This window comes from Microbulbifer maximicatervae (SeqCode), assembly GCF_056232625.1.
The window spans coordinates 3,337,633-3,363,732 of the sequence record NZ_CP174324.1; the positions used below are offsets into that span (position 1 = coordinate 3,337,633).

Below are 26,100 nucleotides of genomic sequence, written 5' to 3' on the forward strand. Positions count from 1 at the left end.
CTTGGCAACTTACGCCATCGGAGATATTCAAGGATGCTTTGCAGCTTTTCAAAGCCTTCTCAAGAAAATCAATTTTAGTGCTGACCGTGACAAACTCTGGCTTGCCGGAGACTTGGTTCACCGGGGTGAGGATAGCCTGAGCACCCTTCGCTATCTCTATGAGCACCGCCAGCAGGTTACAGCAGTGTTGGGCAACCATGATCTCCATTTACTGGCGATCGCCCATGGTGCTAAATCTCTATCTGAAAAAGAGCACGACCTTGCCAAGGTTTTAAAAGCAAAAGATTCTGATAAGTTACTGGAGTGGCTACAAAGCCTACCTCTTCTAGTACATAAGAAGGGGTACACCATGGTGCATGCGGGTATCCCCCCCATTTGGAGCGTTACTAAAGCGCAAAAGCTCGCCACTGAAGTACATAAGGCCCTCGCCGACGAAGCTATGGCAAAGGCATATTTTTATGGCATGTACGGTAATGAGCCACACTGTTGGGATGATCATTTGATCGGCATCGAACGCCTGCGGTCCATTACCAATTACTTCACAAGAATGCGATTTTGTAAGGCTGATGGCACTCTGGATCTAATCAATAAAAAGGGAGTCCAGGCCTCTCACGGTGAATACCAGCCATGGTTCAGCTTTCCCAATCGAAAAACCAGAAATGACAAGATTATTTTTGGGCATTGGGCTGCCCTGGAAGGCCGCGCAGATACTGAGAATATCTATGCCCTAGACACAGGTTGCGTTTGGGGAGGGTACCTGACTGCAATGCGATTAAGTGATGAAGAATTTTTTTGTACAGATTGCAGCTTATAAAAATTACTTCGCCCTGAAGCCTAAAAGAAGAATTTAAACCAACCGAATCTAAGGAAATAAACTGACAGTTATCACCTGAGAGTACAACTGTCAGTTTACCTAGCTTGAATTACCTTATAAGCCATGAGTTAATTGATCCAAAGCAACTCCTGCACTCGACGGTTTCCCACCAAGTAAAAGCTCAATAGAGTTAACAAGTTCCGCTGCCCCTTCCCTCTGGCTGAGAAGCATTAAGAAAGTATCAGCGCCTTTTTCTCCGCCGCCCTCGACCTCTTGACGAAAACTGCTCCATGTCGAAAAAATATTTGACGGATCAGCATTTTCACTTTGCAGAAACAGGTCAATTGCTCGATGTATAAGCAGACCACAGCTATAATACAGATCAAACCTGCCCCTGTTAGCGGCCTCAACCAAAGGAATCTCTTTTACACCTTTTGTACAACTTTCCTTATAAGCCTTAATTTTATTAGAGACATATTTTGATGACTCCGGATACAAATCTAATAAAGCCAGCGCTGCTAACCAATCCGCATTCCCTTCATGTAACCACGATTCATTCGCATCACCATACAACCCTGTTTCACTACCCTGCTGGTATAAATGTGCGACCTCATGAGCAAAAAACCAAATGGTTTCATTAATAAAGTTAGGGTCGGAAAATTTCCCATCAAGTTCATTCATATTCCAATGCATAAAAACCTGATTTGGCAAGGTTCCCCCCTGCCAAGAGTTATCATCGACATTCGCATATGATGCATACAAAGCAGGCTTTGTTCCACTTAGTGCCCCAAGCTTTTGCTCAAAATAACTCATTAACCTGGGAATATCTGACTCTAAAGACAATCTCAATTTTTCCGGCAAACCGCTATCAATTACTGCTAAAACACTAGCTGTATTTATGGGTTCTTGAGTTCCAACATAGACATTCATCCCATTATCACGATCAATCCAGCTGGCTGTCCGATCATTTATCTTCCCGTTAATGATCATATGCTCACCTGGAGGAGCCTGCATAGTTACTCGCCAGGTTTTTTCTTTATCATCACAGTTGTCAATACAAGCAAAAAAGCGGCCCGTGTATATCAGGCTTCCACCATCTGAATAGGGGGAGAAAGGTGCATAGTCTTTGGGAAGAGATATATAACTAGGCGTCAAATAAATTTCAATGTGTTCGAATGAACTTCTATCTTTTCTAACCAGAAACTCTTCACCATCCATAGAAACTAATTCAAATTCTGGTGACACAGGCTTCCAGCGTTTTATACGAGAGGCATCCGGGTTACGTACAAAGCTAATCCGGCTTGCCGGCCTATCCATTTGATAGGTAAGCTTCCAGAGCTTATCGCCCTGCTTCTCAATCGCGATATCCACCCCAGATATATCTTCAGCTAAAGCTGAAAAACCAGTTAAAACTAACAGTAAAAACTGAATATATTTCAATCTTAACTCCTTTTAGATTGAGAAAAATAAACAAAAATTGAAGTAATAAATGCTTCCATATATTGATAACTATCAATAGAGCGTTATACATACAACCAGACAGACAAATAATTCTTATTCTTCGCTAATCAGAAACGTTCAAGTCAATCAACAGGATTGTATCTATCGGTAGCATAATGGCCCCTTAGCGCAGGTACTGTTGATATAATTTTATTTAGAACATGAAAGAAACTCATTGCCTGCAATATCCGCATGGAGCTGCGCAAGCAATGAGCATTATCAGGTTGATAGAAAAACCTAACCCTCTGTGAGGCAAAAAATAGGATCAAATTTCCTTAACTTAATTTTGCCTAATCTGCACTGTACCCTTTAGGGTTTTTATACTGCCAACGCCAGGTATCTTTCACCATACGTACTAAATCATACTCAGCTTTCCACCCCAGCTCTGTTTCAGCCAGCTCTGGATCTGCGTAACACTCTGCAATATCTCCGGGTCTCCGCGGAGCAATGTTATAGGGAATTTCCTTCCCGCTGACACTCTCGAAAGCACGAACGACTTGTAAAACAGAACTGCCCTGTCCCGTCCCCAGATTATGGGTATAACAACCCTCAGAAATTTCTTCTTTACAAATTAAGTTTAGCGCCGCCAAGTGTCCGCGAGCCAGATCAACTACATGTATATAATCTCGAACTCCAGTACCATCGACGGTATCATAATCACCACCAAAAACCTGTAGCTGCTCCAATCTACCTACTGCCACTTGGGAAACATAGGGTAGTAAGTTATTGGGGATACCACTGGGATCTTCACCAATAGTCCCACTTTCATGGGCCCCAATCGGATTGAAATAACGCAACAAGCTCACTTTCCACTGGCTGTTCGGCGCAGCACAAAGATCTCGCAACATGTTTTCCACAATCAACTTACTTGAGCCATAGGGGTTGGTTGCGCCAGTAGGAAAATCTTCTTTAATTGGTACTGTTTCAGGATCACCATAGACTGTTGCCGACGAACTGAAGATCAGGCGATGAACCCCAAACTCCTCCATCACCTCACATAAAGTTAAGGTCCCAGCTACATTATTCTGGTAATAGCGCAGAGGCTGCACAACAGATTCACCAACTGCTTTTAACCCCGCGAAGTGAATTACGGCGTCAACCTTATGATCAGAGAATACTTTGCGTAAACCTTCCTTATCACTAATATCCAGATGGTGAAAAGGGATATCTTTGCCAGCAATTAACTCGACTCTCCGTAGGGCTTCCTCACTGCTGTTCGATAGGTTATCCACAACTACAGGCTCAAAGCCGGCAGCAAGCAACTCGATACAAGTATGACTGCCAATATATCCGGCACCTCCAGTCACCAAAATCGCCATTTATGTTCCTCAATATTTCTCTAATACCCAATATGGGCTGTAGTAAAGCGTAAAACAGCCGCCCAATTCAACCTATATAAGTGACATTCCACTGTCTCATTCAAAGGGAAAGCTATGCTGGAAAAGCTGGAGAGCATTCAACACTTACTCCAGCAAAGAACAAGGTTCACAACGGCAATAACGATAGTGCTTCACGCCAAGCGTATCCCAAACACGATCTGGACTTTACAGCTCATGCATCGCTCGTCCCATTTGGGCAAGAGAAGCCAAGGGCGTACGACATCCTAACCAAAGCAGGAAACTGAGCTAATTCCAGTAGGCTACAGGGAGGTAGACACCATGACAATTTTCAATCACTACTTGGAAAGATACGAATCTATCCAGGACGAGGAACTCAGTATTCAGGAATACCTGGAGCTGTGTAAGACAGACCGCAGTGCCTATGCGTCACCAGCTGAGAGGATGCTGATGGCCATTGGCGAGGCCGAACTGGTAGACACCTCACGGGACCCGCGTCTGTCACGTATTTTCTGTAATAAGGTTATTAAGCGATACAAGGCCTTCAGTGAATTCTATGGTATGGAGGAAGCCATAGAACAAATTGTCTCTTTCTTCCGACATGCCGCACAGGGTCTGGAAGAGAAGAAGCAAATCCTGTACTTGCTAGGTCCTGTTGGTGGCGGAAAGTCATCCCTTGCTGAGCGGCTAAAAGCCCTGATGGAGCAAGTGCCCATCTATGCCATTAAGGGATCGCCAGTATTTGAATCTCCCTTGAGCCTTTTCTCTCCTACTGAGGATGGCCGCATCCTTGAAGAGGACTACGGAATTGCACGTCGATACGTCAACACTATTATGTCTCCCTGGTCTGTTAAACGATTGCATGAATTTAAAGGGGACATCAGTAAATTCCGTGTCGTAAAAATTCGTCCATCTATTCTCGATCAAGTTGCCATCTCAAAAACAGAGCCCGGTGATGAAAATAACCAGGATATTTCATCACTAGTTGGCAAGATCGACATTCGTAAGCTTGAGGATTTTCCCCAGAATGACCCTGATGCCTATAGTTTTTCTGGTAGTTTATGTAGGGCCAACCAGGGACTGATGGAGTTTGTCGAGATGTTCAAAGCGCCTATCAAGGTGCTTCACCCCCTACTAACTGCAACACAAGAAGGAAATTACAACAGTACAGAGGGATTGGGGTCAATTCCTTTCAACGGTACAATCCTCGCTCATTCCAATGAATCAGAATGGCAATCCTTCCGCAATAATCGCAACAATGAGGCTTTCCTGGATCGTATTTATATCGTCAAGGTGCCCTACTGTGTCAGAGTGCAGGAAGAAATACGAATCTATCAGAAACTGCTAGAAAATAGCTCCTTGTCAAAAGCGCCCTGTGCACCAGACACCCTGCGGATGTTGGCGCAATTCTCTGTATTATCGAGAGTCAAAAACCCTGAGAACTCCAGCCTTTACTCAAAGATGCGAATCTATGACGGTGAAAACCTGAAGGATACCGACCCCAAAGCAAAAACCATTCAGGAGTACAGGGATAATGCTGGGGTAGATGAAGGCATGAACGGACTATCCACCCGCTTCTCCTTTAAGATCCTCTCAAAAGTTTTCAACTTCGATGCTACTGAGGTAGCGGCAAACCCAGTCCACCTACTCTATGTTCTGGAACAGCAAATAGAACAGGAGCAATTTCCACCAGAAGTGCAAGAGACTTACCTTGGGTTTATCAAGGAATATTTAGCTCCAAGATACGTAGAATTTATCGGCAAAGAAATCCAAACAGCTTACCTGGAATCCTACGCTGAATATGGTCAAAACCTATTTGATCGCTATGTCACTTACGCCGATTTTTGGATACAGGACCAGGAATATCGCGATCCCGAAACCGGTGAAATACTGGATCGCGGTGCCCTTAATGAAGAGCTTGAAAAGACAGAAAAACCTGCAGGAATTTCCAATCCAAAAGATTTCCGCAATGAAATAGTCAATTTTGTTCTCCGCGCCAGGGCTAACAATCAAGGAAAAAATCCCGACTGGAGATCTTACGAGAAACTACGTGCCGTTATCGAGAAAAAAATGTTCTCCAATACGGAAGATCTTCTGCCAGTTATATCCTTTAATACCAAGGCGTCAGCAGATGATAAACGCAAGCATGCAGACTTCGTTGCGCGTATGGTTGAACGCGGCTATACCGAGAAGCAGGTTAGACTGTTATCCGAATGGTATCTACGCGTGAGAAAATCTCAGTAGTAAGGTTTTCCTCCATTAAGGTCACTGGAAAAACACGAGGAAGCCAAATCCGGATACTGATTAGATCATTAACTTTTAGTGAGCACTTGAGTGATTTCACAGCATCTCATCGGGACCCTCAATGGCTCGCTATAGTGAAGATACCAATAATTGTGTTTGGTGGATTCAGCAGGAAATATTCTGAATAGATTTATGGCGATAGATGCCTGTGAGCTTTATTCAGAACAAAGGCAGAAATATGAGCTATATCATCGACCGCCGCTTGAATGGAAAGAAAAAGAGTACCGTTAATCGGCAGCGATTCTTAAGGCGCTATAAGGCTCACATTAAGAAAGCTGTCGGCGACGCCATGAATAGCCGCTCTATTATGGACATGGATAAGGGAGAGCAAATCAGTATCCCTACTCGGGATATCAGCGAACCCTTATTTTCTCACGGTAGCGGTGGGCACGTAGAGCGAGTTTTACCCGGAAACAAGCAATTTACTGCTGGTGATCGTATCCCTCGTCAAGGTCAGCGAGGCGGTGATGGAAATGGTGGTGGTGCCAGTGATAGCGGGGAAGGGGTTGATGAATTTGTCTTCCAGATATCACAAGAAGAGTTTCTGGACTTTATGTTTGAGGGGCTCCAGCTGCCCAATATGATCAAGCAACGTCTGGCCGGCAACGAGTCTTTTCAAATAGTACGTGCTGGAATTAGTAATGAAGGAACTCCAGGTCGTCTCAATGTGATCCGCTCACTCAGGGCTGCCCATGCAAGACGCATAGCCTTGACCAGTAATAAGCGAAGGAACCTGCGCAATTTAGAGGAAGACCTATCCCAAGAAGAAAACAAAGATACTGCTCTGCGAGACCAGCGCAAAATTGAGGCTCTTAAAAACCAAATCGCCGAACTTCGCAGCCGTATCAATCGAGTCCCTTTCCTTGATGATTTCGACCTGAAATATAACCTGCTGATTCGACAACCAAAACCTCGATCTAGGGCGGTGATGTTTTGCCTGATGGATGTATCCGGCTCGATGAACCAAGCCACAAAGGATATGGCCAAACGCTTCTTCTTACTTTTATATTTGTTCCTGCAGCGCAGTTATGAATATACAGAAGTCGTTTTTATTCGACACCACACTAGCGCCAAAGAAGTTGATGAAGAGGAGTTTTTCTATTCACGGGAAACTGGCGGCACCATTGTCTCAAGCGCGCTCAAATTAATGCGACGTATTATAAGAGATCGCTACCCCGCCAGCGAATGGAATATCTATGGAGCCCAGGCCTCAGATGGTGATAACTGGAACGACGACTCCAGTACCTGCCACCGAATCCTTATCGACGATATTATGCCCCATGTGCAGTATTACTCTTATGTGGAAATTACTCCCAGAGATCACCAGGCCCTGTGGGAAGAGTATGAAAGTGTCCGCACTTTATTCCCCGATCACTTTGCTATGGAGCAGATTGTCGATGTACAGGATATTTATCCGGTGTTCCGACAACTGTTCCGCCAAAAGGTGACTGCCTGATGCTCGACAAATTTGCCAGTGGTGCTGAAGCATCTGAATCTGAGTCGCCTCAGCCCATATCAACAAGCTCAGAATGGACTTTTGAATTAATTCAGGAATATGATCGCGCCATCGGCGCACTGGCAGAAGAGTTTGGGTTAGATACCTACCCAAATCAGATTGAAGTTATCTGCTCAGAGCAGATGATGGATGCCTACTCCTCGGTAGGAATGCCAGTGGGTTATCACCACTGGTCTTTTGGCAAACAATTTATCAGCGTGGAAAATAATTACCAGCGCGGATTGATGGGGCTGGCTTATGAAATAGTCATTAATTCTAATCCCTGCATCGCTTACCTCATGGAAGAAAATACCATGACAATGCAGGCTTTGGTGATTGCTCACGCCTCCTATGGGCACAATTCTTTCTTTAAAGGGAATTACCTATTTCGCTCCTGGACAGATGCCAGCAGTATTATTGACTATCTGATCTTTGCCAAAAATTATATTTCCCGCTGTGAAGAGCGCTACGGGCTTGATGAAGTCGAGGCCATTCTCGACTCCTGTCATGCCCTAATGAACTACGGTGTAGATCGCTATAAACGCCCTTACCCAATCTCGGCTATTGAAGAAGAACGCCAACAGCAAGAGCGAGAAGAGTACCGCCAGAGACAGCTCAATGATTTATGGAGGACCATCCCAAAACTCGGTGACGGTATAGAGGAGACAAAGGAGAAACGTTTCCCCGAAGAGCCTCAGGAGAATATCCTGTACTTTGTTGAGAAAAATGCCCCTCTCCTGGAAAACTGGCAACGGGAGCTGGTGCGTATTGTACGTAAACTGGCCCAATATTTTTATCCACAGCGGCAAACCCAAGTAATGAATGAGGGCTGGGCTACCTTCTGGCATTACACTCTCTTAACCGAGCTGTACAAGCGCGGGCGGGTGACTGAAGGCTTTATGATGGAGTTTCTACAAAGCCACACCAATGTTATCTACCAACCCTCTTTTGACAGCCCTCACTACAGCGGTATCAATCCTTATACCCTAGGCTTCAGTATTTTTACTGACTTACGGCGTATCTGTGAAAGCCCCACTGAAGAGGATCGCCGCTGGTTCCCAGACATTGCTGGAAGCAATTGGCGTGAAACCCTTCAATTCGCCATGCGCGACTTCAAAGATGAAAGTTTTATTTTACAATTCCTGTCTCCCAAGGTTATGCGAGACATGAAACTATTTTGTATCAGCGACAACGATAAAGAGAACGATATCATTGTCAGCGCAATTCACGATGAGAGCGGTTATCGCCAGTTGAGAGAGAACCTTGCGGGACAGTACAACCTAGGCAATCGGGAACCAAACATCCAGGTATATTCAGTAGATACCCGTGGTGACCGTTCACTGACCCTGCACCACACACAACACCGCCGTCGCCCTCTTGGTAAAGATACAGCAGAGGTATTAAGGCATCTTCACCGGCTATGGGGCTTCGATGTTCACCTGAACAGCTTGAACGGGGATCAAATAACGGCCAGTTGTCACTGCCCGGAGCAAGGTCGGGACCGACCGGAGGGTGAAGAAGAGTCTATGTTAATACCAAAACCCATTTAGGTTTCAGCGCGGGAGCTGTTGAAATACCAGCCCCGCACAGAATGGGGAAATAATACCCACTAGCGAATCGCGCTACTTAGGCATCAGCTTCCAACAAAAGCTTGGCCTTTGCAGAAAGTTCACCGTGCTCAGAACGGTGAGTTAAAAGAGCATCAGCTCCAGCATCCAGCCAACGGGCTTTCTCGCCATCGTCATCAGAAGGCACAACCAGAATGCTCAGGTTCGAGTATTCACTGCGGGATCTGAGGTAGTCCAGCACCTGAAACCCACTCTCCCCAAGCAATCCAGTGTCAACCACTAACAACGCCGGCTTGGCACTCGCCATCAAGATACCAGCGGAAAAACTATCACTGGCTACTTCTACTTCACACCCCATCTGCTGAAGCGCCTGGCGTCCACCTGAAGTCAGCTCAGGATCAGTCGTTAACAAAAGCACTTTTCGACTGGGAACTGCCAGGTCGTTCGGAACTGGCATTGAGTTGTCCCGCAGGAACCCCACGAAATCCTCAACACAGATACGGTGGTCACCACGCCCTGGAAGTTTGTATGCCTTGAGCTGGCCACGCTCAATCCAGCGAATCACCGTTCGGAAGTTAACACCGCAGTACCTGGCTGCTTCCCCGGTGGTTAGCACATGTAATTCGCTCATCTTTATTCTCCCCAACAACTGCGATTAAAAAGAAGAACAGTCAACTTCCCGAAGGTATCCTCTGCCCCACAGAGTTACACGTGAAATTATCCTGCCCAGCTGAACCGCCCCTATAAATTATGCTGTTTAATGCTGCAAACCCAGCCCGAAATTCGGTCCATGTAACTTATTAACGAACAGCGGAACAACCCCCTCAAAAAATACTAATAGATATAGTTGACAGGTAAGACAGGTTTCTTAGAATGACACTAGATTCGTGACTTGGGACTTGTCACGCGATCCTTTCCAGTGGCGTGGCCGTTAAGTCAGAGCCCCCACAGTTGGCAAAGAAATGTTTGCTAAGCGAATACCCTAAGACCCTGGGCCCCCTTGTTTTTTCGGGGCCTTTTTTTTATCTTGCCGAAGCTTCTTACACTCCTACCGCTCATCCTCCGTCCAGCAGACAAACCTGGAACAACGCCGGAACAAATGGACTTATGGCAGTACAATCACCTATCAGATCACTGGTCCCTCCAGCTCTGGAGCAAATGCTTTGAAGATCTACCTTGTTGGCGGCGCAGTGCGCGACAGACTTTTGAATCGCCCAGTCACCGAGCGTGACTGGGTAGTGGTTGGGGCAGATGCAGATAGAATGCAGGACCTCGGATACAGCCCAGTCGGCAAAGATTTTCCAGTATTCCTACACCCTGAGACCGATGAAGAATACGCGCTCGCTCGCACCGAAAGAAAGAGCGGCCACGGCTATGGCGGTTTTACCGTTAACGCCGATGCCAATATCACTCTGGAAGAGGATCTCCTGCGGCGAGATCTCACTATTAATGCCATTGCAGAAGACATCGACGGCAAGCTAATAGACCCCTACGGCGGGCAGAAAGATCTGGAGGCACGGCTTTTGCGCCATGTTTCTCCTGCATTTGCCGAAGACCCCCTAAGAATACTGCGAGTAGCCCGCTTTGCCGCCCGCTACCATCACCTTGGCTTTAGCGTTGCCCCTGAGACCATGATACTCATGCGCCAGATGGTAGAAGCGGGTGAAGTGGAATATCTGGTGGCCGAGAGGGTCTGGAAAGAGGTAAGCCGGGCACTTACCGAGCCAGACCCCGATATTTTTATTCGGGTACTGCGAGACTGCGGCGCCCTATCAGTACTTTTACCAGAGTTAGAGAATTTGTTTGGTGTTCCTCAGCCGCCCAAACACCACCCCGAAGTGGACACTGGAGAACACGTACTGCTAGCCCTGCGCGCCGCACCGGCAGAACTCCCCTTGCGTTTTGCAGTTCTGCTACACGACCTGGGCAAAGGACTGACTCCCGAGGAAATTCTTCCCAGCCACCACGGCCACGAGGCCGCCGGCGTGCCCCTGGTAAAGGCCGTCTGTGAGCGCTGGCGTACCCCAAAGGAGCTGACTGCACTAGCTGTCGGGGTCTGCGAATATCATCTGCATTGCCACAGAGCCTTCGAATTGCGCCCACAGACCATTATGAAAATGATCCGCAGTCTGGATGCCTTGCGACGTCCCGAGCGATTTAAAAACTTTCTTCGCGCCTGTGAGGCAGATGCCCGAGGTCGTGAGGGGCTGGAGAATAGAGATTATCCACAGGTGGACTTTTTGCGTGCCGCTCGAGATGGGGCAGCGGCAGTAACTGCCGAGGAGTTGATTAAACAGGGCTACCAGGGTGCGAAACTCGGGCAAGCACTGGACCGGGAGCGCATCAAGGCAATCGCCAAAGTAAAGGATGACTACATTGCGTAATGTGTTGATTACCGGTGCCGCCGCACGCCTGGGCCGTGCTATTGCTGAAGAGCTGCATAGAGATCACAGAGTTGTTATTCACTATCGCAACTCGGCTAATGCTGCCAAGGCCCTGGCAAACAAGCTGAACCAACGTCGCCCCAACTCTGCCATAGCGTTGCACAGTGAATTGAATAGCGCCGAAGCCTGCTCCAATCTGGCCCAGCGTGCACAAGAGGCCTGGGGCGGTATTGATGTTCTGGTCAACAATGCCTCAGCATTTCACCCCACACCTGTGGGAAAGGCGACCGAGGAGGACTGGGATCGGCTGGTAGGCAGCAACCTCAAAGCCCCCTTCTTTCTCACTCAGGCCCTGAAAGAAACACTCAGCCAGCAGCAGGGTTGCGTTGTTAATATGGCGGATATTCACGCCGAGCGCCCGATGCCCAAGCACACTATTTACTGCGCCGCCAAAGCAGGACTGGTAATGCTGACAAAAAGCCTCGCTCTGGAGCTATCGCCCCAGGTGCGGGTCAATGCAGTCGCCCCCGGTGCCATTCTTTGGCCGGAGCAAGAGGCAACTAACGAAGCCAAGAAAGCAAAAATCACCCAGCGCATTCCTTTGGCTCGAACTGGTGACCCCAGCGATATCGCCAAGACCGTGCGCTTCCTTGCCTGTGATGCCCCCTATATCAACGGTCAGGTTATTGCCGTTGACGGCGGCCGCAACCTCAATATCTAGAGCGGTCCAACCAATATCTAAAACAGTCCAACAATGGGGCTTCACTTCAATTTCACCGGCACTCTGTCAGAATGTTTTGTAACTTCCTCTACCAAAAGAGATTTGCCGGTGCGCTCACTGAAGATATTGTTGATTGAAGATAACCCCACTATCGCCCGCCAGCTTGCCGAATTCCTACATGCTGAGGGCTGGCAGATAGATTATGCCCACCGGGGTCGCCAGGGCTTACAGCTGGCCCTGGAACAAATCTTCGACCTGATCATTCTCGACCTGGGCCTGCCGGATATGGACGGCTTGGAGGTCTGCGAAAAGATCAAGGCACAAGCGCCAGTTAACATGCCAATTCTGATGTTAACTGCCCGAGATGCTCTCGCAGATAAGGAACGCGGATTTGGTATCGGTACCGATGACTACTTATGTAAGCCCTTCGAACCAAGGGAACTGATACTGAGATGCCGCGCCCTGGCACGTAGACACCAGCTGCATACCAGTGAAGAAATTAAGGTCGGTGATTTACAGATAAACCAGCGCCAGCAAGCGGCCTACCGGGATAAACAACATCTGCCCCTGACAACTATCGGTTTTCGCATTCTCACTATGCTCGCCCAGGCGTCGCCAGCACCAGTAAGCCGCTCGGCAATAATCCACCATATTTGGGGTGATGAACCCCCAGAAACAGACGCCTTAAAATCCCACATTTATAGTCTTCGCCAAACACTGGATAAGCCTTTCCAGGCCCCTATGTTGAAAACCATCACTAATCTCGGTTATCAGTTGGAAACTCCCAATGCGCGAAACCAGTAATTTACAGAGGAAGGTCTTCGCTATTTTTGGCAGTTTTACCCTGCTGCTATGCTTGGTGTTTTTTGCCATTTGTATGATGGTGGCCTATATAGTTGAAGACCATTTACTTGATAACTTATTAGCCGGAGAAGTCCGCTACCTCGAACAGCAGGCAAGACTGACTAATGCGACCCCAGAGCCACGCCTACCCTATTTAACGCTATACACTGAAAGCAAAATAATTCCGGCCGAACTGCGCACTGCCTTACCAAGCTATGCAGAAAAGGCTGAGTGGTTTAGTGATACGGAACATCACTTCCATTTACGCAGAGTACATTTTCCGGACAACCATTCCGCCGTTCTCGTAGCTGAAGTCAGTGAATTGCTCACTGTTACCCGACAATCTTCAAAGCTTCTCTGGCTTTTTGCCAGCGCCTGTATCTTGACCCTACTCTTAGCCCTCTATTGTGCTTTTCGTATTTCTCGTAAAACCATCGCGCCTGTAGTAACCCTCGCTAAAGCAGTTCAGCAGCAGAGAAACTGCGATTCTCAAATTTCCCTGCCCTATAACAATGAACAAGATGAAATCGGTTATCTCGCAAGTACGTTGCAAGACACTCTTAACCAGCTCAAGCTAACATTGCGCAGGGAAACTGAGTTTACCCGGGATACAAGCCATGAGTTGCGCACCGGGCTAACCATTCTGAAAAGCACACTGGCTCTCAGTCAAAATCGGGAAATGACTTTAGCTGAGAAAAATGAGCTATTAGAAACTGTTACCGGTATGGAAAAAACCGTTAAGACACTATTAGCCCTCGCCCGCTCTGAGTCTCTACAGTCGGAAGATATCCCATTGTGCGCTTTACTAGAGGAACGTCTTTTAGCTCAACACCAGTTAATTGTACAAAAGCATTTTAATGTTGATTTAAAGTTAGGGCACAAAGTCAGAGTCCTGGCCAATCGACACCTGGTAAGTCTGCTCTTCGACAACTTGATCAGCAATGCATTACAGCACGCTACCAGCCCTGAATTGGTTATTACCTATAAGGGGGACACACTCTTTTTTGAGAACGCCACAGACAACCAATTAGATCTAGAAACCTCCCTCTTACCCGGCCAAAAAAGGGAAGGCAGTGACGGTATTGGTCAAGGCCTTTTCCTGGCCAAGAGAATCTGTGAAGCCTTAAATTGGACCATCTCTATCCAATGTCGGAACAATATTTATCAGTGCGCTCTATCTTTTACATAGTAGCGTTCTAAGATTCAAATTTTTACCGTATGTGCTCGAGATGCATAGTGAATCGGCATCCATACCTTATACAATCTCGAGTGCAGCTTTTTCTTTCTTCCCAAATAGCAATTACAATCTCACCTGAATTTCACCTTCCATCCCTTATTCTCCTACGAACTCACTTGAAGATTTTCCGTCTACTACTGCAATTTTGGAGATTAATATGTTGAAGAAAATTGTTATTTCCCTGGCACTGACTTTGTCCGTATTTTTTGGTTTTATTATTTGGATTAAGGGCCTAATTCCACCCCAAGATCAGGACTTTTCCACTACGACAGTAAGTGACCTGCCGTATTTACAACAATTACCCAGGGAAAGCCGAGGAAAAATCTTAGCTGTTGTCACCAGTACTGAAACGATGGGAGGTAGTGGCAAGGCAACTGGTTATGAATTAACTGAACTGGCACGCCCCTATTACATCTTCTCAGCCAACGGATTTATTGTCGATATTGCCAGTCCCAAAGGCGGCAAACCGCCTGCGATGATCGATAAAGATGATCTGGGGCCTTTCGACTATGCCTTTCTCAATGACCCGGAGGCACAACAAAAGGTCAATCACAGTATTCCTATCGATCAGGTATCAGCAGAAGATTACCAGGCCGTATTTTTTGTCGGCGGTAAAGGCACCATGTTTGATTTCCCCGACAATCCCCATATTCAGTCCCTGGTGCGGGAAATCTATAACAGCGGCAAAATTATCGGAGCGGTATGCCACGGGCCAGCAGCCCTTGCCAATGTCACCCTGGAAAATGGCAAGCCCTTAATCGCCGATCGGCAGATCAGTGCTTTTACTAACGAAGAGGAGCTTTTTCTTATCCCTGACGCCGAGCAACGATTTCCATTCCTGCTTGAGGATCGCTTACGTGAGCAAGGCGCGTTTTTTCAGGCTGGGCCCACTTACCTGGAACAAGTCAGCGTGGATGGCCAGCTTATTACCGGGCAAAACCCCTGGTCCACCTGGCTGGCAGCTGAGAGTATGGTAAGCGCGATGGGGTATACCCCTGTTCCACGCCAAATCACTCCGGCGGAGCAGACCGTCAAATTACTACTCACTTATGAGCAGCGCGGCTTTACCGAGGCCACAGAGAAATTACACAAGCTGCAGGAGAAAGGGGAAATAGACCAGCGCCTACTGGCCATGCACGGCGTTGTCTCTGTTATGCGTTGGGAGCCGGGCAGGGCTCTGGACATAATCAGACTGCTATCCAAGAGCCAGGATTGATAGAGCTCCTCAAAAAGCCAGCTAGCCAGCCTGCTCTAGGGGCTGGCCATTTTCATCCACAAATAATACATCGCGAATACTGAGTTTTTGCCCTTGGGCATTTTGCACAGCAACTTCGGAGATAGGCTCACCACTGTTTTTATCGACCAGATGCATCCCATCTTTATTGCCGTTCCAGCGCAGATTCCACTGGCGTAGGGCGATTACCACCGTAAACAGGTCCCGACCTTTTTCCGTTAAACGGTACTCGTAGCGAGTGCCGTGTTCACCCGCATCAAAGCGTACCAGCACCTCGTTATCCACCAGACGTGATAACCGATCCACAAGGATATTTTTGGCAATTCCCAGGTTTCTTTGGAAATCTACAAAACGGCGAGTACCCAGCATCGCCTGCTTAATTATCAGCAGGGACCACCAGTCCCCCACTTCATTCAGGGCACAGGCCAGAGAACAGTCGAGATCATCAAAGCGTTTACGTGACATACCCCTAGTATACCGGTAAAAGAGTTGCAATACGAAACCAGATATTGAACTCAGCCTCGAAATAAGGTCTTATAACGCAACCGTTTTAATTGTGACCTAGTGGGACCAGTGAGTCCCAGTGTTGAATCGAGACATTCAGGAGAGAAATATGAGTGGTTCCCTGGACAACCTACTGCGTCCTTTCGAGCATAAATCCCTAAAGCTGCGCAACCGGGTCGCAATGGCCCCCATGACCCGCACTATGTCACCGGGCTATTCAGCCAATGACCAAGTGGCCGGCTATTACCGCCGCCGAGCTGAAGGTGAAGTGGGACTAATTATTACCGAAGGCACCTTCGTTAATCATAAAGCCGCAAACGGCTACGAGAATGTTCCGGCAATCTACGGTGAGGCCGCTCTCGCCGGCTGGAAAAAAGTGGTAGACGAAGTACACGCTGCCGGTGGCCAGATTATCCCGCAGTTATGGCACGTAGGCTCTGTGCGCAAAGAGGGCATAGGCCCGGATAAATCAGTGCCCGGCTATTCCCCCTCAGGCTTGTTCAAACCCGGCAAACCCAATGGCCAGGCGATGAGCAAAAAGGACATCCAGGAAGTTGTACAAGCTTTTGCAGACGCAGCCAAAGCAGCCAAGGAAATTGGGTTTGACGGTGTAGAGATTCACGGCGCCCACGGCTACCTGATCGACCAGTTTTTCTGGGAAGGTACCAACCAACGCGATGACGAGTACGGTGGCTCCATCGAAAATCGCACCCGCTTTGCAGTGGAAATTATCAAAGCGGTACGTGAAGCCGTAGGCGAAGATTTCGCCATAGTGTTGCGCTACTCCCAATGGAAGCAGCAGGATTACGAAGCCAAGTTGGCGCAAAACCCGGAAGAACTGAAACGCTTCCTAACACCGCTAGTTGAAGCCGGCGTTGATATTTTCCACGCCTCTACAAGACGCTTCTGGGTGCCAGAATTTGAGGGTTCTGATCTCAACCTGGCAGGCTGGACCAAGGAATTGACGGGAAAACCGGTAATTTCTGTCGGCAGTGTCGGCCTTGACGATGATTTTATCGGCGGCAATAACCAGGGCATGGGCGGTACTGCCAATCCTACCGATTTAGGCGAACTGACCCGCCGTATGGACAACCAGGAGTTTGACCTGATTGCCGTTGGCCGCGCGCTATTACAAGACCCACACTGGTTTGCCAAGGTGCGTGAAGATCGCGCGGAGGAAATCACTCCGTTCACTAAAGAAGCGCTAATGAGCCTAAGTTAATTACTCCTAATAAAAAAGCAGCCTCAAAGGGCTGCTTTTTTATCTACTTTTTTTAGAAATTTATCGGAATCACGGCCAAATAAATTCCACCGGCCACAATTTTTGTGAAGCCTGGTCGTACTCATCCCACAGCTGACGGTAAGTTTTCTGCTCGACCGGGTGCAATTCTTCTGGAGCAATCTCTGCCAGAGGCTGTAAAACAAAGGCATTTTTTACAATCTCACCTCTAGGCAATTTTACCCCATCGACAGTTCCGGTCAGGTGATCATAGGTGAGAATATCAATATCCAGAGTGCGCGCGCTGAACTTGGGCCCGGAACGCAGGCGGCCGTTGGCATCTTCAATACCGCGCAGACACAGGGCCAGCTGTCCTACCGGCAAGTCAGTTTGCAGCCCCACCACCAGGTTGTAAAAGTTATCGCCCTGGAAACCCACCGCTTCACTTTCGAAGACCCGGGACACCTGTAATTCGCCAAACCGCCCGGTCAAGGCATCCAGCGCTGCGCGGATATATTGCGCACGATTGATATTACTACCGAGGCTGAGATACACCTGAGCCACGTTTACACTCCCGCAGACATCGCTGCTGCACCTTTTGCCGGCCTCTCGCCGCGCTCAATAATGACACCCACATCCCTGGACCCTCTGACCGCACCCGGCTTGGACAACCGCATTCGCAGCCAGCTTACAGAAAACTCTTCCCTGACAATTGCCGCAGCCTGCTCTGCCATGGTCTCCACCAACAGAAACTCACTGCTTTCAATAAAAGCGATCAAGCGCTTGGCCACCGCTTTATAGTTAAGTGTGTACTCGATATTGTCTGTGCGCGCCGCCTCACTAATATCGAAGGCCATCTCCAAATCGAGACTGACCGTCTGTCGCACTTCCCGCTCCCAATCGTAAATACCAATAATGGTATTCACCTTTAAATCCCGTATATAAACAATATCCATTTATCGGCTCTTTTCTTTTTACTGCCAGGCTATTCCTGGGATTTTTAAAGTTCGGTCTTGGGCAATTCTGTCATAGGCCAGCGCGGACGCACATCTACCGCAAGGCTCGTCTGCTCCCCTGCTTTTAAACGTAAACTACCGGCGTAGGCGATCATGGCGCCGTTATCAGTGCAGAATTCATGGCGGGGATAGTAGACGCTGGCGTGATCCTTTCGCAGGCTCGTTTCCAAACGCTCACGCAATAATTTATTTGCGGAAACTCCACCGGCAATCACCAGGGTTTTATAGCCGGAAGCCTTAATAGCGCGACGACATTTAATCACCAGGGTATCCACTACCGCCTCCTGGAAAGCCGCAGCAATATCTGCGCAAGTCTGCTCGTCCGGCAAACCATCCTCGAGGGCGTGTTTACGCACCGTCGTCAGGGTGAAGGTTTTAAGACCTGAAAAACTGAAATCCAACCCCGGTCGATCCGTCATAGGCCGCGGGAAGGTAAAGCGTTTGGGATCTCCTTTCTCCGCCAGGGCAGCCAAACGCGGGCCACCGGGATAATCCAGGTCGAGCATTTTAGCGGCCTTATCAAAGGCCTCGCCGGCAGCGTCATCCAGGGATTCACCCATCAGTTCGTAATCGCCGAGCCCCCGCACCTCCACCAGCTGGGTGTGTCCGCCGGAAACCAGCAGGGCCACAAAAGGGAAGGCGGGCGGATTATCCTCCAGCATTGGGGCCAGCAGGTGGCCTTCCATATGGTGCACCGCCACCGCCGGAATATCCCAGCCATAGGCCAGTGCACGGGCCGCGCAGGCCCCGACCATCAGCGCTCCCACCAGACCGGGGCCTGCGGTATAGGCGATACCATTGAGGTCTGAAGGGCTGGTATCGGCCTTCTTCATTACCTGTCGAACCAGCGGCAAGAGCTTGCGCACATGATCACGGCTCGCCAGCTCGGGGACTACGCCGCCATAATCGGCATGCAGGTCCACTTGACTGAACAGGGCATGGCTGAGCAAACCGGACTCAGAATCGTAAATAGCGACGCCAGTTTCATCGCAGGAAGTTTCTATACCAAGGACGCGCACTTGATCTCATTCTCGTGACTACTTCGAGGGGTGGTTATCATACTGGAAAATGGGGTTGCGATCCCGTATAGGAGTGTTTAGAATTTGCGCCCTCGCTGTGAACCGGCCACCGGATGCAACTGCGAGAGCATTGCCGGAATGGCCGAGAGAAACGAATTTTAACAGGTATCCTAATGCCCTCTGTACGAATCAAAGACAACGAACCTTTCGATATCGCCCTGCGCCGTTTCAAGCGCTCCTGTGAAAAAGCAGGCGTACTGTCTGAAGTACGTCGTCGCGAGTTCTACGAGAAGCCCACCGCTGTTCGTAAGCGCAAAGCTGCTGCCGCTGTAAAGCGTCACGCTAAAAAGCTTCAGCGCGAAAACCGCAAGTTCCAGCGTCTCTACTAAGAGCCGCAGGCTGCATAAGCCTGTCGCAGCGAGGCGGCCGGACGGGCTTAGCCCGTAGCGGAGCTATAAAGAACGGCGTGCGAGCCATACTCGCGCGCCGTTTTTCGTTTGGGCTAACGCATTTCCCCCGCCCAGCAGACAAGCTATCCTAAGCCCCTGATCCAAAATTCATTGCCAACAATCTCGGAACACTCACTATGAGCACTCTCAAGGAAACCCTGACTCAAGCCACTAAAGACGCAATGAAAGCGCGAGACAAAGAGCGCCTGGCCACCCTGCGCCTGATCAACGCCGAGATCAAACGCGTTGAAGTCGACGAGCGCATCGACCTGGATGACGCCCGCATCCTCGCCCTGCTGGACAAAATGACCAAGCAGCGCCGCGACTCCATTACCCAGTACGAGAAAGCTGGCCGGGCTGAACTGGCAGCAGTAGAGCAGGCTGAAATTGAAGTTATCCAGGAATTCCTGCCGAAGCAGCTGAGCGAAGCCGAGATTACCGATATCGTTGCCTCCGCCGTCAAAGACACCGGTGCCAACAGCATGGCGGATATGGGCAAAGTCATCGCCCAGGTTAAACCCCAGGTGCAGGGCCGTGCAGATATGGGCGCGGTGAGCAAACTGGTGAAGGCCCAACTGGCCTAAGCTGAGCGAATCCCCATGGCCGGCAAGATACCCCAGCACTTTATTGACGATCTGCTCGCAAGGGCAGATATCGTCGAGCTGGTGGACAGCCGGGTCAAGCTGCGTAAAACCGGCAAAAACTACTCTGCCTGCTGCCCCTTCCACGACGAGAAAACCCCATCGTTTACCGTGAGTGCGGACAAGCAGTTTTATTACTGCTTCGGCTGCGGTGCCAATGGCAATGCCATCGGCTTCCTCATGGAGTACGACCGCCTGCCCTTCCCAGAAGCGGTGGAAAAACTCGCGGCCACCCGTGGACTGGAAGTTCCCAGGGAACAACTGGCACCGGGGCAAGAAAAGCGCCAGCGGGAGAGTCAATCTCTCTACCAGCTCACAGAGAAAGCCGCCGACTACTACCGTGAACAACTGCGCAACCACCCCGCCGCAGGCAATGCGGTGGCCTACTTGCGCAATCGCGGCCTCTCCGGTGAGATTGCCCGGGACTTTGGTATCGGCCTAGCGCCCCCGGGCTGGGACAACCTGCTCAATGCGTTAGCCGATACCCCCGAGAAAGCGGATCAATTGGAACTGGCAGGCCTGGCCATTCGCCGCCAGGACAGTGATGGCAATACCAAGCCCAACGCGCGCCACCACTACGACCGCTTCCGCAACCGTATTATTTTCCCGATCCGCGACCAGCGCGGGCGCGCCATCGCCTTTGGCGGGCGGGTACTGGGCGACGACAAACCCAAGTACCTGAACTCCCCGGAAACCCCGATTTTCCACAAGAGCCGCGAACTCTACGGCCTGTGGGAAGCGCGCCAGGCCAACCGCAATTTAGAGCGCCTAATTGTGGTTGAAGGCTATATGGATGTGGTGGCACTGGCCCAGTTCGATATCCGCTGCGCCGTCGCCACCCTGGGCACCGCTTGTGGCGAAGACCATATTCAACTCGCCTTCCGCCACACCTCGGAACTGCTGTTTTGCTTTGACGGCGACCGTGCCGGCCGCGCTGCCGCCCGCCGCGCTCTGGAGTCGGCCCTGCCGCAGATGCAGGACGGACGCAGCCTGCGCTTCCTGCTGCTGCCGGAAGGCGAGGACCCGGACACCCTGGTACGCCAACTGGGCGGTGAACGTTTCCAGCAGCTAATTAAGGAGCAATCCCTACCGCTGGAAGATTTTCTCTTCGACCTACTGAGCGAAGATATCAACCTGCAGACCATGGACGGCCGCGCGCGCCTGTCCAAACTCGCCGCCCCCCTGCTGGACCTGCTGCCCGATGGCGTCTACCGCCAGCTGATGTTCCAACAACTGGCCTCGCGCACCGGGCTCGACAAGGAAACCCTGCAAGAGGTTATCCGCACAGAAAAAGCTCGCACGCCGCAACAGCCCCACCCGCAACCTACAGCTGCACCGGGAGAGCCAAGCCAAGCACCCTCCCCTCACGAGGAGCTGGAGCACCGCACACCGCCGGAACCCTGGCAGCGCGACAACAACTTCAGTGAAAGTGCAGCACCGAATTACGACAGTCCGCGCCGCCAAAGCCAATATCTCCTGCCGCCAGAGCGCATGCTGATCGCCCTGCTGTTGCACCACCCGGAGCTGGCAACACAAATCGAAAATCCACAGCAATTCCCCATCGACGGCAATGCAGACCTGGCATTGTTTATCCAACTGGTGGAACTGTACAAAAGCCGCCCCCAATTAAATTTCTATCAATTGATCGGCCACTGGCGCGCACACCACAGCGCAGAATCTTGCGATACCCTGGCCAAGCTCGCTATTTCTCCACTGGTTTCGGTCGCGCGGCAACTCGCCCAGGATGACAGCAACCTGGAATACGATCCGCACACCGAATTTAACGACTGTCTGCTGCGCCTGAAACAAGCTGCAGACAAGCAGCGCAACCGCAATTTACTCGATCAACTTAAGAACAGCGCCCAGTTGAGCCCCGAAGAACAACTGGCTCTATTAGCCAATTGGCGAAAAAAGCAGAATTAATAAGCGCCAACCCCTTGAAAACTGCGGGCTCAGCACTATATTCACTCACCCCCGCCGGGCGGGATCGGGAACCCCAGCACCCTAAACATCGCACCTACGCCGTTACTTGACAGCTAGAGTGGTTATTGCTAGTGCAAATACGCTATAATCCCGCGTCTTTGTCCCGTATTTTCATTCCCAGAATTCAGGGTTGTGCATGACCGACAAAACCCAGCAACAGTCCCGCATTAAGGAACTGATCGCCCGCGGTAAAGAGCAGGGCTATCTGACCTATGCCGAGGTAAATGACCACCTACCGGAAGATATTTCCGATCCCGATCAGGTGGAAGACATTATTGGCATGATCAACGACATGGGCATCAAGGTGTTTGAAACCGCACCGGATGCCGAAGAGTTGTTGATGGCTGAAGGCGACAGCTCCGCTGATGAAATCGCCGCAGCCGAAGCTGCCGCTGCCCTGGCAGCCGTAGAGTCCGACGTAGGCCGAACCACCGATCCAGTACGCATGTATATGCGCGAAATGGGCACCGTAGAGCTGCTCACGCGCGAAGGCGAGATCGCCATTGCCAAGCGTATCGAAGAGGGCCTGCGCGAACTGATGGCCGCCCTGGCCTACTGGCCGGGTGCAGTGCAGCAGATCATCGATGAGTACGCTCTGATCGAAAAAGAAGAGCGCCGCATCCCCGATATTATCTCCGGTTGGCTCGACCCCGCCGACGAGGTTCCGCCCGGAGCCCAGGCCGGCCAAGCCGCCGCCGTTGCCAGCGCGCCGGAGTCATCAGATTCCGATGACGACGCCGAAGACGACGACAGCGATGACGACAGCAGCGACGAGGAAGAGGAAGCTACCGGCGGTATCGACCCCGAAGAACTCGCCGAGCGCATGAACGCGCTGATCGCCGCACAGAAAGTTGCCGACGAAGCCATCGCCGCCCACGGTCGCGATTCCAAAGAAGCTGGCCAGGCCCTCGAAGCCGTTGGCGATGTATTCCGCTTCTTTAAACTGGCTCCCCGCCAGTTCGACCCGCTGTACGGCGAAGTTCGCTACGTTCTCGATAGCGTGCGCGAGCAAGAGCGCGTGGTTATGGCCATGTGTATCAAACGCGCCCGCATGCCGCGCAAGACCTTTATCAAGGAATTCCCCGGCAACGAGACCAATGATGATTGGATTCCCGCAATCATCAAGAAAAAGCGCGATTACTCCGATGCCCTGCGCCACGTCGTAGACGAAGTTGTTCGCGCCCAGCGCAAACTGGCTCAGTTCCAGGAGCGCGCTAAGCTGGACGTAGGCCAGATCAAAGAGATCAACCGCCGCATGTCCATTGGTGAGGCCCGCTCACGCCGCGCCAAGAAAGAGATGGTCGAAGCCAACCTGCGTCTGGTTATCTCTATCGCCAAGAAGTACACCAACCGCGGCCTGCAATTCCTGGACCTGATCCAGGAGGGCAACATCGGCTTGATGAAGGCTGTGGATAAGTTCGAATACCGCCGCGGTTACAAGTTCTCCACTTATGCCACCTGGTGGATTCGCCAGGCCATTACCCGCTCTATTGCGGACCAGGCCCGCACCATCCGTATCCCGGTACATATGATTGAGACTATTAATAAGCTCAACCGTATCAGCCGCCAGATGCTGCAGGAAATGGGTCGCGAGCCCACTCCGGAAGAACTGGGCGAGCGCATGGAAATGCCGGAAGACAAGGTGCGCAAAGTCCTCAAGATCGCCAAAGAGCCGATCTCCATGGAGACGCCTATCGGCGACGACGAAGACTCCCACCTGGGTGACTTTATCGAGGATCAAAATCAATCCTCGCCGGTGGATACCGCCACTCAAACTGGCCTGCACGACGCCACCCGCTCCGTACTCTCCGGCCTCACCGCCCGAGAAGCCAAGGTACTGCGTATGCGTTTCGGTATTGATATGAATACCGACCACACTCTGGAAGAGGTGGGCAAACAGTTTGACGTAACCCGCGAGCGTATCCGTCAGATCGAAGCGAAAGCATTGCGCAAACTGCGACACCCCTCCAGGTCGGAGCATTTACGCAGCTTCCTCGACGAGTAAGCGCTAGACTAAAGCCCGGTTCAACCGGGCTTTTTTTTGTGACATAAAGATGACCTCCCCGCGCAGGCTTAGTGAAAGCAGGAGATAAGCATGCAAAAAGAAATGGCGAATAAGCAGGAAAAATCTGAAGAGATTGCCAACAAGCCCGGCAAGAAGGGGTTTGCTCGCCTCCTGGCTGCCACTAGCTACTCCAGTCAGGGGCTCGTCGCTGCATGGCGCAATGAGGAAGCTTTTCGCCAGGAAGTAATTGCCGCCTGCCTAATGGTGCCTCTCGCACTCTGGGCCGGGGAGACACCTACTGAGCGCGCCATATTGATTGCAGCCGTGATGTTTGTCCTCCCAATCGAACTTATCAACAGCGCTATTGAGGCGACCGTGGACCGCATCGGCCCCGAGAAACACCCGCTGGCCAAGATTGCCAAAGACACAGGCTCCGCCGCCGTCGCCGTCGCCCTCTTCGCTGCATTCCTGGTTTGGTGCTGTATCCTCATCCCTAAACTGCCGATTTAAATACTTTAGTATGAGATTTTGACCTCAATTTCGCATAAACAAGACAGCTGTACCAATTACAACCTCTAATTAATACTATCGAGCCAATTAAGGTGTTTGGCAGCTTTCGCAAGGTGGACGTCTACTCGATAAAGATTCAGTTGTTGGCGAAAGCTTGAGCAACAGGGAAAGAAGATTTCTAGAATTTGCCCATATCAGCCTTGAGTGCTAACAAAGGCATTGATTTGCAAGGGAAAATCTTGTACTTTTCCCAACCGCTTGCAACGATCCTCGCAAGCAATGTGTGGGCCCTTAGCTCAGTTGGTTAGAGCATCCGACTCATAATCGGCAGGTCCTGGGTTCGAGTCCCGGAGGGCCCACCACTTTCCTCTTCTAAAACTCTAAATACTTTACAGTGTTTAAACAGGCTCTCCTTAACCGATAACCACTCTTCAATTAATTTGAAAAAATTACCCCTATTAACCCTGTAAAGATTTACGCCCCGTTCCATATAGGGACTTAGATACCTAGCCTTCTTTATTTTCATAAAAATTCGACTAATAGTTACCACAGCCACCCAGAAAGAAATAGAGCATAAGCTACCCTAGCACTTGCAAAACTAAAATATTCAGGCAACAATTCCGCTTAACTAAACACAATGGACTGTGACAAATGACTGAACTCTTGAAGTCTCGCTTAATCCGCTATATAGCCAAGCACTTAGATAGAGAACTAATTCTTTCTATAGATGACGCTATACGTACCGCGTATGCCAAAGCGAACGCCAGGGTCCAAGAAGACATCAAGAATACCAGTCAAACTCGCCCCCGCGCCCAACTGAGACGCTATTATATTGATGATGCTTTAGCTGGCGCGCTGGCGAAAGGAAAACCATCAGTACAGCAGACCGTTCCTCGTGGTGAGCACTATATCGTGATCTGCTCAGGAAATATTACTCTTAGCCACATCGAACTCCATGGAAATTCTCGGGCGAGGCGCGCCAAACACAGAGCACTTCTCACTAAAAAAAATGCAATTTTAGAACCTGTAACACTTGACCTGTTTAAAGAAGCTCCTCCTAAATTTGACGATGCTTTACACGTGGTTGCAGTAGTTTTACACCCCGCTCCAGAGGTTCAAAACCAGTCTGAGCCGGGCGAGATATTTATTACAGTGCCTTATACGGACTGGACTGGCTACCATTTAGAAATTCCAATTCAAAAACTACTTATGGAGTATGAAACAGAGACAGAACATGATCCAAGCCTAAAGGACGAGGCTTGGCCAACACTGAAAGACGACTTGCAAAGAGAAGAAAATACGTCAAAGAGAAATTAG

The 26,100-nt window shown here is 50.1% G+C and carries 23 protein-coding genes and 1 tRNA gene; 17 read left to right on the forward strand and 7 right to left on the reverse strand.

The features are described 5' to 3' along the window. Window position 1 precedes the first annotated feature (1 nt). Window positions 2–814: a symmetrical bis(5'-nucleosyl)-tetraphosphatase gene (locus ACJJI6_RS14605; RefSeq protein WP_475710979.1), complete on the forward strand. Its 813-nt coding sequence runs from the start codon at window positions 2–4 to the stop codon at window positions 812–814. Window positions 815–928: 114 nt separating this feature from the next. On the opposite strand, the gene ACJJI6_RS14610 is transcribed toward ACJJI6_RS14605, so the two are convergent. Further along, window positions 929–2,254, reverse strand: coding sequence for a M1 aminopeptidase family protein (locus ACJJI6_RS14610; protein ID WP_475710981.1), 1,326 nt, complete (start codon window positions 2,252–2,254; stop codon window positions 929–931). A gap of 350 nt (window positions 2,255–2,604) precedes the next feature. Next, entirely contained in the window at window positions 2,605–3,633 is a 1,029-nt protein-coding gene (gene galE / locus ACJJI6_RS14615; protein ID WP_475710983.1) for a UDP-glucose 4-epimerase GalE, read from the reverse strand. 339 nt (window positions 3,634–3,972) lie between these two features. Here galE and ACJJI6_RS14620 point away from each other — a divergent pair, with 339 nt between their 5' ends. The 3 genes from ACJJI6_RS14620 (at window position 3,973) to ACJJI6_RS14630 (ending at window position 9,000) form a co-directional block, all read left to right on the forward strand. Further along, a complete protein-coding gene (locus ACJJI6_RS14620; protein WP_413664238.1) occupies window positions 3,973–5,895 on the forward strand; it encodes a PrkA family serine protein kinase in 1,923 nt (640 codons plus the stop codon). A 238-nt stretch (window positions 5,896–6,133) separates the two neighbouring features. After that, window positions 6,134–7,411, forward strand: coding sequence for a YeaH/YhbH family protein (locus ACJJI6_RS14625; protein ID WP_413664237.1), 1,278 nt, complete (start codon window positions 6,134–6,136; stop codon window positions 7,409–7,411). Beyond that, window positions 7,411–9,000: a SpoVR family protein gene (locus ACJJI6_RS14630; RefSeq protein ID WP_413664236.1), complete on the forward strand. Its 1,590-nt coding sequence runs from the start codon at window positions 7,411–7,413 to the stop codon at window positions 8,998–9,000. The genes ACJJI6_RS14625 and ACJJI6_RS14630 overlap by 1 nt, the downstream gene beginning before the upstream one ends. 76 nt (window positions 9,001–9,076) lie before the next feature. Here ACJJI6_RS14630 and ACJJI6_RS14635 read toward each other — a convergent pair whose 3' ends face one another. Beyond that, window positions 9,077–9,649 (reverse strand): helix-turn-helix domain-containing protein, encoded by a 573-nt coding sequence (locus ACJJI6_RS14635; RefSeq protein ID WP_413664235.1) that lies wholly within the window; start codon window positions 9,647–9,649, stop codon window positions 9,077–9,079. Between the two features lie 532 nt (window positions 9,650–10,181). On the opposite strand from ACJJI6_RS14635, the gene ACJJI6_RS14640 reads away from it, so the two are divergent. The 5 genes from ACJJI6_RS14640 (at window position 10,182) to ACJJI6_RS14660 (ending at window position 15,419) form a co-directional block, all read left to right on the forward strand. Continuing rightward, window positions 10,182–11,402, forward strand: coding sequence for a multifunctional CCA addition/repair protein (locus ACJJI6_RS14640; RefSeq protein ID WP_413664234.1), 1,221 nt, complete (start codon window positions 10,182–10,184; stop codon window positions 11,400–11,402). After that, entirely contained in the window at window positions 11,386–12,123 is a 738-nt protein-coding gene (locus ACJJI6_RS14645; RefSeq protein ID WP_475710985.1) for a pteridine reductase, read from the forward strand. Before ACJJI6_RS14640 ends, ACJJI6_RS14645 begins: the two co-directional genes overlap by 17 nt. 108 nt (window positions 12,124–12,231) lie before the next feature. Then, window positions 12,232–12,927 (forward strand): response regulator transcription factor, encoded by a 696-nt coding sequence (locus ACJJI6_RS14650; protein WP_475710986.1) that lies wholly within the window; start codon window positions 12,232–12,234, stop codon window positions 12,925–12,927. Continuing rightward, window positions 12,911–14,155 (forward strand): sensor histidine kinase, encoded by a 1,245-nt coding sequence (locus ACJJI6_RS14655; RefSeq protein ID WP_475710987.1) that lies wholly within the window; start codon window positions 12,911–12,913, stop codon window positions 14,153–14,155. The genes ACJJI6_RS14650 and ACJJI6_RS14655 overlap by 17 nt, the downstream gene beginning before the upstream one ends. Window positions 14,156–14,360: 205 nt before the next feature. Beyond that, complete coding sequence (locus tag ACJJI6_RS14660) at window positions 14,361–15,419, forward strand: type 1 glutamine amidotransferase domain-containing protein (protein ID WP_475710989.1); 1,059 nt, start codon at window positions 14,361–14,363, stop codon at window positions 15,417–15,419. 21 nt (window positions 15,420–15,440) lie between these two features. Here ACJJI6_RS14660 and ACJJI6_RS14665 read toward each other — a convergent pair whose 3' ends face one another. Beyond that, window positions 15,441–15,902, reverse strand: a complete 462-nt coding sequence (locus tag ACJJI6_RS14665) for a winged helix-turn-helix transcriptional regulator (RefSeq protein ID WP_282934464.1) — start codon at window positions 15,900–15,902, stop codon at window positions 15,441–15,443. A 148-nt stretch (window positions 15,903–16,050) separates the two neighbouring features. On the opposite strand from ACJJI6_RS14665, the gene ACJJI6_RS14670 reads away from it, so the two are divergent. Further along, complete coding sequence (locus tag ACJJI6_RS14670) at window positions 16,051–17,163, forward strand: NADH:flavin oxidoreductase (RefSeq protein WP_444936744.1); 1,113 nt, start codon at window positions 16,051–16,053, stop codon at window positions 17,161–17,163. A gap of 69 nt (window positions 17,164–17,232) precedes the next feature. Here ACJJI6_RS14670 and folK read toward each other — a convergent pair whose 3' ends face one another. From folK to tsaD, 3 genes are read right to left on the reverse strand one after another with little or no spacing between them, the layout of a single operon-like run. Then, window positions 17,233–17,724, reverse strand: a complete 492-nt coding sequence (folK, locus tag ACJJI6_RS14675) for a 2-amino-4-hydroxy-6-hydroxymethyldihydropteridine diphosphokinase (protein WP_444895330.1) — start codon at window positions 17,722–17,724, stop codon at window positions 17,233–17,235. A 2-nt stretch (window positions 17,725–17,726) separates the two neighbouring features. Further along, window positions 17,727–18,116, reverse strand: coding sequence for a dihydroneopterin aldolase (gene folB, locus ACJJI6_RS14680; RefSeq protein WP_413664226.1), 390 nt, complete (start codon window positions 18,114–18,116; stop codon window positions 17,727–17,729). A gap of 44 nt (window positions 18,117–18,160) precedes the next feature. After that, window positions 18,161–19,195 carry a tRNA (adenosine(37)-N6)-threonylcarbamoyltransferase complex transferase subunit TsaD gene (gene tsaD, locus ACJJI6_RS14685; protein ID WP_445355152.1) on the reverse strand — a complete coding sequence of 345 codons (1,035 nt, stop codon included), beginning with the start codon at window positions 19,193–19,195 and terminating at the stop codon, window positions 18,161–18,163. A gap of 173 nt (window positions 19,196–19,368) precedes the next feature. Here tsaD and rpsU point away from each other — a divergent pair, with 173 nt between their 5' ends. From rpsU to ACJJI6_RS14720, 7 genes are all read left to right on the forward strand, one after another. After that, a complete protein-coding gene (rpsU, locus tag ACJJI6_RS14690; RefSeq protein WP_020411530.1) occupies window positions 19,369–19,584 on the forward strand; it encodes a 30S ribosomal protein S21 in 216 nt (71 codons plus the stop codon). A 197-nt stretch (window positions 19,585–19,781) separates the two neighbouring features. After that, window positions 19,782–20,228, forward strand: coding sequence for a GatB/YqeY domain-containing protein (locus ACJJI6_RS14695; RefSeq protein WP_108731584.1), 447 nt, complete (start codon window positions 19,782–19,784; stop codon window positions 20,226–20,228). 15 nt (window positions 20,229–20,243) lie between these two features. Then, window positions 20,244–22,208 (forward strand): DNA primase, encoded by a 1,965-nt coding sequence (dnaG, locus tag ACJJI6_RS14700; protein ID WP_475710991.1) that lies wholly within the window; start codon window positions 20,244–20,246, stop codon window positions 22,206–22,208. 196 nt (window positions 22,209–22,404) lie between these two features. Continuing rightward, window positions 22,405–24,273, forward strand: coding sequence for an RNA polymerase sigma factor RpoD (gene rpoD, locus ACJJI6_RS14705; RefSeq protein ID WP_475710993.1), 1,869 nt, complete (start codon window positions 22,405–22,407; stop codon window positions 24,271–24,273). A 90-nt stretch (window positions 24,274–24,363) separates the two neighbouring features. Then, window positions 24,364–24,783 carry a diacylglycerol kinase gene (locus tag ACJJI6_RS14710; protein ID WP_444912029.1) on the forward strand — a complete coding sequence of 140 codons (420 nt, stop codon included), beginning with the start codon at window positions 24,364–24,366 and terminating at the stop codon, window positions 24,781–24,783. Between the two features lie 285 nt (window positions 24,784–25,068). Further along, window positions 25,069–25,145 (forward strand) — tRNA-Ile (locus ACJJI6_RS14715). Window positions 25,146–25,434: 289 nt separating this feature from the next. Next, entirely contained in the window at window positions 25,435–26,100 is a 666-nt protein-coding gene (locus tag ACJJI6_RS14720; protein WP_444912028.1) for a hypothetical protein, read from the forward strand.